This window comes from Kitasatospora sp. NBC_01302 (assembly GCF_035976515.1).
GTDB lineage: Bacteria > Actinomycetota > Actinomycetes > Streptomycetales > Streptomycetaceae > Kitasatospora.
Genome location: NZ_CP108404.1, coordinates 1017203 through 1031241, shown reverse-complemented (window position 1 = coordinate 1031241; position 14039 = coordinate 1017203). Strand labels below are relative to the sequence as shown.

Below are 14039 nucleotides of genomic sequence, written 5' to 3'. Positions count from 1 at the left end.
ACCCGATGACCGGCCCGGACCGGCCGGCACGGCGTCAGGCCGGGCGGTGGTCCGGGCGGTTCGGGTGGTCCAGGCCGGTCAGGTGGTTCAGGTGGTGATGGTGGCGACGGGTTCGAGGCCGTACGTGCGGGCGTAGCCGTTCTCGGTGCCGACGAGGAGGTCGACGACCTCGAAGTAGCGGTCCCAGAACGGCGTTTCACGCAGCGCGTCGATCAGGAGCCGATAGGCGTGATGGTCGTCGGCTTCCCACACCCAGACGTCGGTGACCCGCGCCGAGTAGAACTCGGTGTCGTAGAAGCGCGACCGGACGCCGGTGGTCCTGGCCTCGATCGTGGGCAGCACCTGGGTGGTGAAGGCTTCCACGCGTTGTTCGACGGTCAGGGCGAGCCACTCGGGTGTGGTCTTGACGAGCATGAACGCCGTGACCGGTGGTTCGGTTCGTTCCGTGGTCATCAGGGTTCCTCCAAAGGGGGTGGCGGGTGGTGGGCTTCAGGAGAGGACGGCGGGCTTGAGGGTCTGGGCGCACCACTGCTCGAAGCCGGTGGGGGAGGCGGTCTCCGGGGTGCGCGCGACGCCGGTGTCCAGGCCCTGGTCCTTGGCCCGCTTCATGTCGACGATGCCTTGGACGAATGCCTCGGTGAGGCCGTAGCCGACGAGGGTGGTGTGCAACTCGTCGAGCGGCTGGCGTTCGTAGCGCACGGGGCGGCCGAGCTGTTCGGTCATGATCCGGGCCAGGTCGTTGGGGGACAGGTCCTGCGGGCCGAGGACCGGGACGCTGCCGCTGCCGGTCCACGAGCGGTCCAGCAGCAGCCCGGCAGCCGCGGCCGCGATGTCGGCGGTGGCGACGAGCGGAGCCCTGCGGTCGGCGTCGGCGGAGTCGGTGAAGACGCCCTCCTCGCGGATCGAGTCGGCCTCCTCCAGGAGGTTCTCGAAGAAGGACGGGTTGGCCAGGGCCCGGTAGGCGACGCCGCTCTCCGCGATGAGGTCGTCCAGGGCGAGGGTGGCGGTGACGAGACCGGCCCGGTCGGCGAGCGGGGTGCCGCGGCCGAGCGCGGAGACGCCGACGACATGGCCGACGCCGTGGGCGGCGAACGCCTTCACGGCGGGTCCGCTGAAGCCGCTGTAGGCGTCCTGCGGGGTCGCGGCGGGGACCGGGGGGACGAGCCAGAAGACGGCGTCCGCACCCTCGAAGGCCCGGTCGACGACCTCGGCGTCACCGTGCGAGCCGACGACCACCTCGACGCGTCCGCGCGCCGCGTCCGGAAGCCGGGCGGGGTCGCGCACGATCACGCGCAGGTCCTCGCCCGCGGCGGGGGCGGACTCCAGGAGCCGGGAGAGCAGGTGGCGGCCGATGTTCCCGGTGGGAGCAGTAATGACGATCATGAAAACCTCGCAGGTCGTGCCGGTCGGTACACCCCCATCCTGCGAAGGAGCATGGTGTTGCCACAATGGGAACTTCAGCACGGAATCATTGACTGAAATGGAATGATGCTGGTGAACAGCCCGGATCCGTCCCTCGACGCCAACCTCGCCATCGCGCTGGACGCCCTGCTGGCCGAGCACAGCGTGACCCGGGCCGCCGCCCGCCTGCACACCTCGCCCGCCGCCATGAGCCGCACACTCGCCCGCCTGCGCCGCACCCTGCAGGACCCGCTGCTGGTCCGGGCCGGGCAGACCATGGTCCCCACCCCGCGCGCCCAGGAGCTGCGCGAGGAGGCCGCAGCCGTGGTGCAGCGCCTGGGAGCGCTGCTCAGCCCCGGGACCGGGGTCGACCCCGCCGTCCTGCGCAGCACCTTCACCCTGCAGACCGCCGACCTGGTCGGCGCGGCCCTGGCCCCCGGACTGCTGCGCCTGGCCGAGCAGGAGGCGCCGGGGGTCTCGTTCCGTCTCCGGGCCGAGGAGTTGGAGGCCGGCCCCGCGCTGCGCGACGGCCGGATCGACCTGGAGGTCGGGTCCATCGACCATGCGGACCCCGAGACCAGGGTCGAGGAACTCGTCAGCCTCCGGATGGTGGCGGCCGTACGGCCCGGCCATCCGCTGACCGAAGGACCCCTGACCCCGGCCCGGCTCGCCGCCGCCCAGCACGTCGCGGTCAGCCGCCGCGGCCGGTTCACCGGCCCCCTCGACACCGCTTTGGCCGCGCAGGACCTCGGGCGGCGGGTCGGCATCGTCGTCCCCAGCCACCTGGCCGCCATGACCCTTGCCGCGCGCAGCGACTTCGTCTGCCTGGTACCCGCCGCACTCCCCGGCGCCGCCCCCTCGCCGCTCACCGGCGACGCCGTCGCCCTCGGACTGCACCTGCTGGACATCCCGCTGGCACTGCCGCCCGTGACCATCGGCATGGCCTGGCACCCCCGCCATGCGGCCGACCGGGCCCACCACTGGCTCCGCAACGCCGTCCGCCGAACCCTGCGCACCCCCGGGAGTCCGACCGGCTGATGCCGGGCCGCTGACGGTGGCGCAGGTGGTCAGCGGGGGCGGTGGGCGATGACGGCGAACATCGTCACGGACAGGAGGAAGGCGCCCTGCTCGGCGGCGGAGGCGAGGTCGGCGTAGAGGCGGTCGCGCTGCTCCTCGGTGATCAGGTTCCGCCCGAGGGCCGCGGTGCCGAGTCCGTGGACGATCGGCCAGCTGACCGAGTGCGGGTCGTGCACGAGGACGTCGGAGCCGAGCTCGTCGACGGTCAGGCCCGCTGCGGCCAGCCAGCCCGCCAACTGGCGTCCGGCGTCGGGGGTGGCGGCGGTGCCCTGGGTGACGGCGGCCAGCGCGGGACGGACCTCCGGAGCGGCCGGGTGGAGCACGAAGGTGGCCCAGTCGGTGTCGAGCAGGGCCACCCGGCCGCCCGGGCGCAGCACCCGGGCGATCTCGGCGACGGCCCGCGCCGGATCGCTCAGGTGCTGCAGCACCCGCTCGCACCAGACCACGTCCAGGTCGGCGTCGGGCAGCGGCAGTGCGAGTGCGTCGCCGTCCAGGAACCGGGCCGGGCTGCCGGCGTCGGCGGCCCGCTGCTCGGCGACGGCACGCAGACCGGGGTGGGGTTCGAGGCCGGTCGCGACGCCGCCCGGGGCGACCGCCGCCGCCAGCACCCTGGTCTCCGAGCCGGTGCCGGAGCCGACGTCCACCGCCCGCTCGCCGGGTTGCGCGGCCAGGCGCGTGTGCGCCCATGCGCGCAGCCCGCGCACGCCGGGGTTGGCGGCCTGGGCGTCCAGCGCGGCGATCAGCCGCTCGGTGACCTCGGGGTCGGCGTTGGCCGCGTGAAACGCCGATGTGGGGCGCGAGTTGGTCATGGCGCCGACTATAGGCGGGCGCGTGCTGCGGGGACGGGGATCTCTCTGTCAGTCCCCCGCACTGGGGAAGCTGGCCGGACGGTAGTGGGGCTGCTGCTGACGGAAGGTCCGGGCCAGGTGGTGCTGCAGGCGGACGTGGCGGAACTGGTAGACCGCGCCGGTCTGGCGCAGCACGCCGCGGTGGTAGGCGTCGTCCAGGAAGGCCACCGTGTCCCAGGGGAGTCTGCCGGTCAGCGGCAGCCAGACCCGGGACAGCAGCGCCCACTGGCCCCAGGCGGTGAAGGCGAGGGCATAGGAGGCGGCACCGCCGATCCCGGCGACCGCACCGATCAGCAGACCGTCCGACAGTCGCCAGGTCAGGTGTCCGAGCACGCCGTCGAGCAGGACGACGACCAGCCGGCCGCCGGTGGCCACGATGAGGGCGAACAGCGGTGCCAGCACCAGGACCTGACGGCCCACCGTGGCACGGTTGGCCGCGAGCAGGCTGACCGGGGTGGCCGCGGAGGTGACGTCCACGGGCGCCTCCAGCGCGGAGGTCAGCCCGAAGACCAGGGCGGCCGCCAGGCCGAAGATCAGCCCGAAGCAGAGCATGTTGACGAGCGTGCCGTTGATGACGTCGGGATCGCTCAGCGGGAGCCCCCAGGACAGCGCGCGCTCCAGGCTGATCGCGCACGCGTAGCCGACGCCCATCACGGAGCCGCCGAGCAGCCCGTCCCGGAAGCGGACGGCGAAGGTGCGCAGCGGGCGGCGGCCGACGCCGCTCCGGGTGCCGGGCAGCCGCCAGCGCACCTGGGCCGGTTCGAAGACGGCCCCGCCGCCGTAGAGCATCATGGCCGCGTACACCAGGCCGAAGGCCAGGCCGGCGACCGGGCCCATCAGGATCCCCTGGAGCAGCACCTCGCCGATCCCGAGCCCGGTGAGCAGCAGGGAGAGCAGCCAGTCGGCCAGTGTGACGCACAGCGTGGTGGCCAGCACGACGACCAGCAGCCGGGTCGAGCGCCGCAGCGAGTCGCCGATCCGCCACCAGGCGAGGTCCTGCTGGTCGTGGTCGAGCCGGACCAGGTGGTGCGAGAGGTGGCCGAGCCACTGCTGGGCGCGCTGCGGCTCCCAACGGTGCGGCCGGCGCGGGCCCGTGGCCGCGGCCTGTTCGGGAACGCGGCGCCGGTAGACCGCCGGGACGAAGCCCGCCAGCAGGTGCTCCTCCAACGACCTGGCCGTGGGGAAGCGGGTGGCGTCCAGCAGTTCGGCCGGATCCCGGTCGGGCGTCCCGCTGTACATGGTGCGCGCCAGGATGACCATGAGCGGGGTGGTCAGCACCTCCGCGAGGTTGGCGCCCGCCGGGGTGTCACCGGCGCGCACGGCGGCCAGCACGCCCTCCCAGAGCGCCCCGCGCCCGCCGGCCCCGGGGCCGGCGCCGTGGGCCACCTCCCGGACGGTGCGCGGCAGGTAGCCGGCCAGGTCGTCCGGCGCGAGATCGGTCAGCTCGATGCCGGCGGCCCAGACCAGCGGTGCGCGGGCCGCCTGGACGGCCTCGGCGAACTCGGCCCGCCGACTGGTCAGGACGAGCGGCAGCGAGGTGGCGTTGAGCGCTTCCAGGGCCTCGCAGCGCAGTCCCTCCGCGATCTCGTCGAACCCGTCGAGCACCGGCAGCACGAGGTCGGCGTCGACCAGCGCGGCGGCCAGCGTCGAGCCGGCGGCGCTGCGGCGGGCCAGGTGGGGGTGGTCGCGCAGCAGCCGGGCGATCAGCCAGTCCCGCAGCGAGGTGGTGGTCGGGTCCCAGGCCCCGAGGCTGAAGACGACCGGTACCCGGCCGGGTGCGGCCCCCGCCCCGATGAAGTCCAGCACGAACCTGATGGTGAGGATCGACTTGCCCGAGCCGGCCCGGCCGAGCACCACCAGCCGCCCGGAGGAGATCCGCCGGTAGACCTCCGCCACGCTGCGCAGGTCGCCGCTCAGGTCCACCTGGCGCGGCACCGCCCCCGGCCCGAGGCGCTGGATGTTCTCCGAACGGTCCGTCAGACCGGCCGGCGCCGGCTGCCAGCGCACCGGCAGCGGGAACGGGTCGTGCACCTGGCGCTGCTCCTCCTCGCGCCGCCAGCGCCGCCGGATCTCGCGCGCCAGTTCCTGCACGGTGTCGGCGAGCGCGGCGGGGACGTGGACGGGCGGGGGCGGCGGCACGGGAGCCGGTGCGGGGTGCTCGGACGGGGACGCGGGTGCGGACCCGGACGCGGGCAGCACGCGTGCGGGTGCGGGCGCTGCGGGCTCCGGTGCGGCTGCCTGGGGCACCACCGCCGCCGACGCCGCCCCGGACGGCGCCCCGGACCCCGCCCTGGCGACCGCGTCCTGCTGCTGCGTTCCGGTGAGCGTGGCCGCCAGCCGCTGACGGTCCTCCGGCCCGACGTCCAGGGCGTCCGCCAGCAGGTTCACCGTGCCCAGCCGGTGATCGGCGGATCTGCCCGTCTCCAGCCGGCGGATGGTGCGGACGCTCACCCCGGAGCGCTCCGCCACCTGCTCCTGCGTCAGTCCCGATTGGTGGCGCAGTCGGCGCAACAGAGTGCCGAGCTGATCTGTCACCGGGTCAGCCTTCCTACTTGCCGGTACGGCCGCCGGTGAGCCTACCGTGACGGCCGGTCACCACCGGCCGGTCACCGATGGCCGGTGCCGTGGCCTGTCCGCCGAGCAGCACGGACGTGACGATCGACGGCGGGGTGGCCGCGTGGGCCGATGACGATCCCCACGTGGCGACGACCGAGGGAGCCGGCATGGCCTACCGCTACTGGTGCGGTGAGTGCGGTTTCAAGACGCCCTGGCTCAGCCAGGCCCAGGGCGAGCAGCAGCAGATCGAGCACTACGCCAGGCGCCACCCCGGCATTCCGCCCGGCGGCCACGTCGAAGCGAACCGAAGAAGGCCGAACGGAGGGCACGGCTGCCTCCCGCTGATGGTGATCGCCGTGCTGCTGCTGATCCTGGCGGCCGTCCGCCGCCGCCCGCCGGGGCCGTCGGCCTGACCGTCCGCCGGGGCCGTCGGCCTGACCGCGCGGCGGCCGCCGACGACCAACCACCGCACACCGACCGGCCGGTCGGCCTCGCACCCGGGTGACGAGGCCGGCGGCCGGCTCATCGAAGGGAACCGACAGGTGTCCGACACGAAGCTGCACAAGGTGATCAGCCGCTGCACGGCGGTCCTCGGGGTCGCCGCGCTGGCGCTGGCCGGCGCCGCCGCCGTACCGAGCGCCGCGCACGCCGACACCCCGCACCACTACTACGTCGAGATCGGCGGCACCGGTTCGGCGGTGGACGGTCCCGCCTGTACGTCCACCTACACCTACGCCAACCAGCACCTGGACGGCGGGATCCCGGTGCCGGTCTGCTACCCGGCCAGCGGCGGCCCGTTCGTCGGGAGCCACAACGAGATGCCGGCCCCGCTCGCGCCGAGCTTCGCCGACAGCGTGCAGCAGGGCTACCAGAACGCCCTGACCACGCTGCAGAACACCTACCGCGCGGACCCCACCGCCCGGTTCACCGTCGTCGGCTACTCCCAGGGCGCCTGGGTCGGCGACCTGCTGCTCCAGACGATCTCCGCCAACGGCACCACCGTGCCCCGCTCGCAGGTGGACGGGATGCTCTACTCCGACCCGAGGCAGCCCGGCACCGGCTTCTGGCACCTGCTCCCGGCAGGTGTCCCGCTGCCGCTGGTCGCGGTCTCCCCGGGGACCGGCCCGGTGGACTTCCCCGGCGTGCCGGTGCAGCGCTTCTGCATCCACACCGACGGCATCTGCGACGCGACCGGCCTGGACTCCTTCGCCGGCTTCCTCCAGCAGCACCCGCGCTACTGGCAGGACGGCAACGTGATGACCCGGACCATCGCCCAGGACGGCGGCAGCGGGATCGTCTGGCTCCCGGCCGAGGCCTGACCGGGGCTCGACGCGGGGGAGCGGGGCGACGGCCGGGCAGCGCGCTCCGGCCGGCGTCCCCGTGCTTCCGCACCGCATCAGCGACACCCACCTCGAAACCAGCGGTACCGACCTCGAAGGAGATCAGGATGTCCGTCACACCCCGCCCCGAGGGCGAGTTCACCCGGCGCTCCGTGCTCGGCGCCGGCCTGGCGCTGGGCGCCGGCCTCACCGTGGGCTCCGGCCTGCTGCGCGCCACGCCCGCCGCCGCGACCAACGGGATCGGCCAGACCGGCGCACCGCTGTGCCAGCAGCCCGGCGACTCCGCCGCCCGGGTGGGGCTGGGCAGCGGCGACCTCGGCATCCCCTACTACCGGGAGCACGACAAGACCTGGGGCTACGTCTTCGGCGACTCGAACGACGCGAACAACGGCTACATCGGCTCCCCGGTGATGCTCAACCAGGCGACCTTCGACCGCTCCGGGGCCACCCCGATCGGGTTCACCTACGCGATGCCGAACGGCAGCGCCGACCAACTGTTCCACTACACCCACGGGGTCGACAACGGCTACGGGGTGGAGAGCACCCGCATCCCCAACGACTGCATCGAGTTCGGCGGCCGGACCTACCTCCAGTACACCTCGGTGCACAACGGCATCGGCAGCTCCGACCTGCCGCCCGGCGAGGACGGCTCGTTGATGTCCGGGGTGGCCTACTCCGACGACTTCGGCGTGACCTGGACCGACTACCCCTACCACTGGGACGGCCAGTACCGCGGGGTGAACCAGTCCATGTACGGGATGTGGTCCTTCGCCGGCATCGACCCGGACGGCTGGCTCTACATCTTCTCCAAGCGCTGGAACGGCAGTCACAAGAACACCGCCGACCAGGGGGCGATCCAGCTGTTCCGGATCGACCCGGCCGAGTTCCGGGCCGGCAACTTCGGCGCCCAGCAGAACTGGGCCTACAACGGCAGCGGCTGGTACTGGGCCACCGACGGCACCCCGCCCACCCCGCTCTTCGCACCCGGCAACAACATCGGCGAGTTCTCCGTCAAGCGGATCGACAACACCTACTGCATGAGCTACCTCGACCTGGTGGACGGCTCGATCTGCACCCGCACCGCCCCCAGGCCCGACGCGGCGTGGTCCGCGCCGACCCCGCAGATCGTCGCGAACACCAGCTGGCCGCCGAACCACTGGCTGCGCCCGCAGCTCGACAGCCTGTACGGCGGCTACATCCACCCGGGCAGTGCGAGCGCCACCTCGCTGACGCTGATCGTCTCGCAGTGGACCCCGCAGGGCGCCTACCGGGTGCTGCAGTACGACGGCATCCGGCCGTAGCACCCGTGCCCGCGCCCGCTCCCGTGCCCGCAGGTGCTCCCGCGCGGAGCACGACCGTCGATGCGAAGGAACTCCCGTTGAAATTCGGCATCCTGGCCAGGGCGCTGACCTGCGTCCTGGCCCTCCTGGCCGCCGCCCTCACGGCGGCTGCACCGGCCACCGCCGCCACGGCCTCCGGTGACGGCGGCAGGACCGTGCGGTACCACGGCGTGAGCCTGCGGGTGCCGGCCGCCTGGCCGGTCGTCGACCTGGACCGGGCGCCCGGCAGCTGCGTGCGGTTCGACCGGCACGCCGTCTACCTGGGCCGTCCCGGGGCCGCCCAGGACTGCCCGTCCCACCTGCGCGGACGCAGCGAGGCGGTGCTGGTCCAGCCGGCCGCCGCGGGCACCGCCCAAGGCGCCCGGGCGGACACCGCCGCCCACGAGATCACCGTCACCACCGCGCATGTGACCGTCACCGCGACCTACGGCACCGACCGCGCGGCCGTGCAGGCGATCCTGGACAGCGCCGGCCTGCCCCGTCCCGGCCGGGCACCGGCGGAGCCCGCCGCCCCGGCCGGCCGCGCGGCGGGCGCGGCGACGAACGCCGCCGCGCCCGCCGCCATGGGCCCGGGCAGCACCAGCTTCACCGGCCAGGGCTTCGACCCCTGCGAGGCCCCGAGCTCCGCCGTCATGGGCAACTGGCTGAGCTCCTCGCCGTACGGCGCCATCGGTCTCTACATCGGCGGCGTCAACCGCAGTTGCGACCAGCCGAACCTGACCGCCGACTGGGTCGCCCACCAGGCCGCGGCCGGCTGGCACTTCTTCCCGCTCTACGTCGGCTACCAGGCCCCCGGCGCCTGCAGCGGCTGCGCCACGATCCCCTCGCCCGGGCAGGGCACGTCCGACGCCGACGACGCGATCGCCCAGCTCTCCTCCCTCGGCTTCCCCGCGGGCACGCCCGTCTTCATGGACTCCGAGGCCTACGCCCCCGCGTACAACGGCACGGTGCTCGACTACCTGTCCGCCTGGACCACCGAGTTGCACGCCCGCGGCTACCTGTCGGGGGTGTACGGCAGCATGGGCAGCACGATCGCCGACCTGGTGGCCAACTACAGCTCCGCGCCGATGCCGGACCTCATCGACTTCGCCTCCCTGCCGGGGGACGGGAGCACCAGCACCTCGGACCCGGCGATCCCCGACGACGAGTGGGCCGGTCACCAGCGCATCCACCAGTACACCAACGGTCATGACGAGACCTACGGCGGTGTGACCATCAGTCTGGACTCCGACTACCTCGACGTGCAGCCGGCGGCCCCCGGCGGCGGCTGGGACGACTTCGGCGACGGCCGCCAGAACCCGGCGGTCGGCCGGGAGGCGAACGGCGCGATGATCGCCTTCGCGGTCTCGCCGGACCAGCAGTCGCTCTCCTACCGCGAGCAGTCGGCCCCCTCCGGCGGCTGGGGCGCCTGGCAGCAGCTCGGCGGCCCGGTCGGCGGCCTGCCGGTGGTCGGCCGCGATCCCGACGGACGGCTTGAGCTGTTCGTGCTGGGCCCCGGCAAGAAGAACATCGCACACATCTGGCAGACCGCTCCGTCCGGCGGTTGGAGCAGCTGGGACGCCGGCTTCGGCGGCCCGGCGGGCGGCCTGTCGGTGGGTCGGAACGCGGACGGCCGCCTGGAGGTGTTCGCGGTGGCGCCCGACCTCGGCTCGATCTCGCACATCTGGCAGACCGCGCCGGGCGGTGGCTGGAGTGCCTGGAACGGTGACGGCGACGGTGCCTTCGGTGGGCCGGCGGGTGGGGTGCCGGTGGTGGGTCATGAGGCCGACGGGCGGATGGCGGTCTTCGTGCTGGGGCCGAACGGTTCGTCGGTGGCGGAGCGTGAGCAGGTGGCACCGTCGGCGGGCTGGGGTGCCTGGAACGGCTCGTTCGGCGGCGCGGCCAGTGGCGTGACGGTCGGTGAGAACGCGGACGGCCGGATGGAGGTGTTCGCGCTCGCTCCCGGTGGCGCGAACATCTCGCACATCTGGCAGACCGCGCCGAACGGCGGTTGGAGTGCCTGGAACGGTGACGGCGACGGTGCCTTCGGCGGGCCGGCGGGTGGGGTGCCGGTGGTGGGTCATGAGGCCGACGGGCGGATGGCGGTCTTCGTGCTGGGGCCGAACGGTTCGTCGGTGGCGGAGCGTGAGCAGGTGGCGCCGTCGGCGGGCTGGGGTGCCTGGAACGGCTCGTTCGGCGGCGCGGCGGCGACCGTGAACGTCAGTCACAACGCCGACGGCCGGATGGAGGTGTTCGCGCTCGCTCCCGGTGGCGCGAACATCTCGCACATCTGGCAGACCGCGCCGAACGGCGGCTGGAGCGCCTGGAACGGTGACGGCACGTTCGGCGGCCCCGCCTGGACCGGGGCGTGAATCCGGTGCGTCCGGTGAACCCTACGAGAGGAGTCGTTGAGACCATGAGGTCCACGTCCACCCACCCCGGACAGCCCCCGAGCCGGCGCGGCCCGGCAGCGGCGGTCCGCGCCCTGCTGACGGCCGTGGTGCTCGTCCTCGCCCTGGCGGGCACCGGCCTGGCCGGCGCCGGCCACGCAGCGGCGGATTCGGTGCTCGGCGGCCGGATCACCCGCAGCGAGATCATCTCGCGAGCCCAGTACTGGGTGGACAACCAGCCGGGACCCTACGACTCGAACGCCTACTCACCCGGCCCCGGCGGCGACTTCGACTACCGCCGCGACTGCTCGGGTTACGTCTCGATGGCCTGGCACCTCAACACCAACGCCTGGACCGGGTCGCTGTCGGACAGCTTCTCCACCGAGATCGCGCGCGGCGACCTGCGCCCCGGCGACGTCCTGGACGACTACAGCGACCACGTGCTCCTCTTCGACCAGTGGCTCGACGCCAACGGCGGTTTCTCCTACTACACCTTCGGCGCGACACCGGTCCAGCACCTGACCGCCAACATCAACGACGCCTCGCTCGACGGGCACCCCAACAGCGCCTACACCGCCCGCCGTTACAACAGCGTCATCGAGGACAGTGTCGCCAGGCCGCACCCCTACCCGTCCGGCCGCGTGGTGTCCGGCCGGGACGCCGACGGCCGGCTGGAGACCTTCGCGGCGGGCCCGGACGGCGTCTGGCACACCTGGCAGACGGCGGTCAACGGCGGCTGGTCGGAGTGGACCAACGTGGGCGGTCCGGCCGACGCACAGCTGGCGATCGCGCCGAACCAGGACGGCCGGCTCGAACTCTTCGCGGTGAACGGCTCCGAGCTGGACCACAGTTGGCAGAACGCGCCGAACGCCGACTGGTCCGCCTGGTCCCGGCTGGGCGGCGGCGGGACCAGGATCGCGGCCGGCAGCAACGCCGACGGCCGGATCGAGCTGTTCGCCTCCAGCGCGGCCGGCGTCTTCCACACCTGGCAGACCGCGCCGAACAGCGCCTTCGCCGACTGGGCGGGCGTGGGCGGTCCGGCCGACGCGCAGCTGCAGATGGAGAACGCGCCGGACGGCCGGCTGGAGGTGTTCGCGCTCTCGGCCACCACCTTCGGCCACCTCTACCAGAGCGCGGTCAACGGCGGCTGGTCGGCCTGGGAGGACTTCGGCGGCGGTGGCACGGGCCTGACGGTCGATCATGACGCCGACGGGCGTCTGGAGGTGTTCGCCTCCAGCGCCGCCGGAGTGTTCCACCGATGGCAGACCAGCTTCACCACCTGGTCGGACTGGGCCGCCACCGGCGGCGGGGCGACCGGCTCCGAACTCTCCTCGGCGCGGTCGGTCGACGGCCGGATCGAGGTGTTCGCGATCAACGGCAGCACCGCCACGCACCTCTGGCAGACCGGCGTGAACGGCGCCTGGTCCACCTGGGAGACCTTCGGCACCGGCGGCACCGGGATCACGGCGACCGACAACCAGGACGGCCGGATCGAGGTGTTCGGCACCAGCAGCACCGGCGTCCACCACCGGTGGCAGACCGGCTTCAGCACCTGGTCCGACTGGGCCTGGGTGAACTCCACGCCGGGCCCGTCCATGGCCTGAGCCCCGACCGGACGGCCCTGCGGCGCTGCGGCCCTGCCACGCGAACCCCGCGCGGCAGGGCCGCTCCGTCAGTTGTCGCGCGGGTACTGCCCGGAGCGCGGCTCGCGCTCGCGCTAGTGTTCGTGCGTGAGTCTTCACGTCGTCATCGGATTCGGGCCCGCCGGGGCCGCCACCGCACGGCTGCTGGCCGACCAGGGGCACGAGGTACGGGTGGTCACCAGGTCGGGCCGAAGCCCCGAGCCCGGCATCGAGCACATCGCGCTGGACGCGACCGACAGCACGCGCCTGACCGAGGTGGTGCGGGGCGCGGCCGCGGTGTACAGCTGCGCGGCGCCGCCCTACCACCGCTGGGCGAGTGACTGGCCGCCACTGGCCTCCTCGCTCTGCGCGGCGGCCGAGGCCGGTGGGGCCGTCCTGGTGATGCTCGGCAACCTCTACGGCTACGGCCCGGTGGACGGTCCGCTGACCGAGCGGCTGCCCCTCGCGGCGACCGGCACCAAGGGACGGGTGCGCGCCGCCCTGTGGGAGCAGGCCCGGAGCCTGCACGAGCAGGGCCGGATCCGGGCGGTCGAGCTGCGGGCCTCGGACTTCTTCGGGCCCGGCGTGACCGACGGCGGACATCTGGCCGTGCGGGTGATGCCCCGGCTGCTGCGCGGCAGGCCGGTCTCGGTGCTCGGCGATCCGAACGCCGCGCACAGCTGGAGCTACCTCCCCGACGTGGCCCGGGCGTTGGCGGAGCTCGCGGGCGCGGAGCAGGCCTGGGGACGGGCCTGGCACGTGCCGACCGAGCCCGCCCGCTCCGCCCGGGAGATGGTCGACCAGCTGGCCGCCGAGGCGGGTACGGGGCCGGTCGCGGTGCGCGGGCTGCCCTCGGCCGTGCTGGGCCTGGCCGCGCTCTTCTCCCCGCTGCTGCGCGAGTTGAAGGAGGTCCGCTACCAGTTCGAGGCGCCCTTCGTGATCGACGCGAGCGCTTACCAGGCGGCCTTCGCGGTGCGGGCCACGCCCCTCGACGCGCAGGTGACGGCGACCGTGGCGTGGTGGCGCGCGCGCCTGGCCGCGCCGCGCCGGACGACCGGCTGAGCGCCTGGCCGTCCCGCCCCATCACCAGTCCGAGCCACTGACCGTCCGACCCATCAGCCGTCCGACCCACTGGCCCGCCGCAGCTCGCGGCGGGCCTTCTCGTATGCGACGAAGCGGTCCACCGCCGCCGGTGGGCAGGCGCGAGCGTGTTCCGGTCGGCGTTCGGAGGGTTGACGTGGCCTCGGCACGGGGCGAAGGTGTCAGCAGCAAGGCCTGACATGCGACGTGTGATATTGCACAGTGATGTCCGGGCCTCGCTGTTCCGTGTCGCCGGGCGGGCGGGCCGGCCCCTGGATCCTCCGCAGTCGGGGCAGGCTCAAGAAATGTATGACGCGTGACATTGTACTGTCACTCGTCTGGTGGCAGGATGCACGTCAACCCCCCTGGCGTCACTTGATGTTCAGTCAACTCCCCCCACAGGAGA

Annotated in this window: 11 protein-coding genes; 7 read left to right on the top strand and 4 right to left on the bottom strand. The window is 73.6% G+C overall.

Annotation, left to right across the window (positions count from 1 at the left end):
• Positions 1-87 precede the first annotated feature (87 nt).
• Both OG294_RS04650 and OG294_RS04645 read right to left on the bottom strand, forming a co-directional pair.
• Entirely contained in the window at positions 88-453 is a 366-nt protein-coding gene (locus tag OG294_RS04650; protein ID WP_327065097.1) for a darcynin family protein, read from the bottom strand.
• 36 nt (positions 454-489) lie between these two features.
• On the bottom strand, positions 490-1383 hold the full coding sequence (locus tag OG294_RS04645; protein ID WP_327065096.1) for an NAD(P)H-binding protein: 894 nt from the start codon (positions 1381-1383) through the stop codon (positions 490-492).
• Between the two features lie 102 nt (positions 1384-1485).
• On the opposite strand from OG294_RS04645, the gene OG294_RS04640 reads away from it, so the two are divergent.
• On the top strand, positions 1486-2439 hold the full coding sequence (locus OG294_RS04640) for a LysR family transcriptional regulator (protein ID WP_327065095.1): 954 nt from the start codon (positions 1486-1488) through the stop codon (positions 2437-2439).
• Between the two features lie 29 nt (positions 2440-2468).
• On the opposite strand, the gene OG294_RS04635 is transcribed toward OG294_RS04640, so the two are convergent.
• Positions 2469-3287, bottom strand: a complete 819-nt coding sequence (locus OG294_RS04635; RefSeq protein WP_327065094.1) for a methyltransferase domain-containing protein — start codon at positions 3285-3287, stop codon at positions 2469-2471.
• A 48-nt stretch (positions 3288-3335) separates the two neighbouring features.
• A complete protein-coding gene (locus OG294_RS04630) occupies positions 3336-5861 on the bottom strand; it encodes an XRE family transcriptional regulator (RefSeq protein WP_327065093.1) in 2526 nt (841 codons plus the stop codon).
• Positions 5862-6025: 164 nt separating this feature from the next.
• On the opposite strand from OG294_RS04630, the gene OG294_RS04625 reads away from it, so the two are divergent.
• From OG294_RS04625 to OG294_RS04600, 6 genes are all read left to right on the top strand, one after another.
• Positions 6026-6295 (top strand): hypothetical protein, encoded by a 270-nt coding sequence (locus OG294_RS04625; RefSeq protein ID WP_327065092.1) that lies wholly within the window; start codon positions 6026-6028, stop codon positions 6293-6295.
• 129 nt (positions 6296-6424) lie between these two features.
• Positions 6425-7201 carry a cutinase family protein gene (locus tag OG294_RS04620; RefSeq protein WP_327065091.1) on the top strand — a complete coding sequence of 259 codons (777 nt, stop codon included), beginning with the start codon at positions 6425-6427 and terminating at the stop codon, positions 7199-7201.
• 128 nt (positions 7202-7329) lie between these two features.
• Positions 7330-8523 (top strand): DUF4185 domain-containing protein, encoded by a 1194-nt coding sequence (locus OG294_RS04615; RefSeq protein ID WP_327065090.1) that lies wholly within the window; start codon positions 7330-7332, stop codon positions 8521-8523.
• A gap of 77 nt (positions 8524-8600) precedes the next feature.
• Entirely contained in the window at positions 8601-10913 is a 2313-nt protein-coding gene (locus OG294_RS04610) for a glycoside hydrolase domain-containing protein (RefSeq protein ID WP_327065089.1), read from the top strand.
• Between the two features lie 44 nt (positions 10914-10957).
• Positions 10958-12535 (top strand): hypothetical protein, encoded by a 1578-nt coding sequence (locus tag OG294_RS04605; RefSeq protein WP_327065088.1) that lies wholly within the window; start codon positions 10958-10960, stop codon positions 12533-12535.
• 126 nt (positions 12536-12661) lie between these two features.
• Positions 12662-13615 carry an NAD-dependent epimerase/dehydratase family protein gene (locus OG294_RS04600; RefSeq protein ID WP_327065087.1) on the top strand — a complete coding sequence of 318 codons (954 nt, stop codon included), beginning with the start codon at positions 12662-12664 and terminating at the stop codon, positions 13613-13615.
• Positions 13616-14039 lie beyond the last annotated feature (424 nt).

What these genes read in the sequence shown, in the direction of transcription:
- OG294_RS04640 (WP_327065095.1), top strand. Translation starts at nt 1,486, where the DNA reads ATGATGCTGGTGAACAGCCCGGATCCGTCCCTCGACGCCAACCTCGCC.
- OG294_RS04635 (WP_327065094.1), bottom strand. Translation starts at nt 3,287, where the DNA reads ATGACCAACTCGCGCCCCACATCGGCGTTTCACGCGGCCAACGCCGAC.
- OG294_RS04615 (WP_327065090.1), top strand. Translation starts at nt 7,330, where the DNA reads ATGTCCGTCACACCCCGCCCCGAGGGCGAGTTCACCCGGCGCTCCGTG.
- OG294_RS04645 (WP_327065096.1), bottom strand. Translation starts at nt 1,383, where the DNA reads ATGATCGTCATTACTGCTCCCACCGGGAACATCGGCCGCCACCTGCTC.
- OG294_RS04605 (WP_327065088.1), top strand. Translation starts at nt 10,958, where the DNA reads ATGAGGTCCACGTCCACCCACCCCGGACAGCCCCCGAGCCGGCGCGGC.
- OG294_RS04650 (WP_327065097.1), bottom strand. Translation starts at nt 453, where the DNA reads ATGACCACGGAACGAACCGAACCACCGGTCACGGCGTTCATGCTCGTC.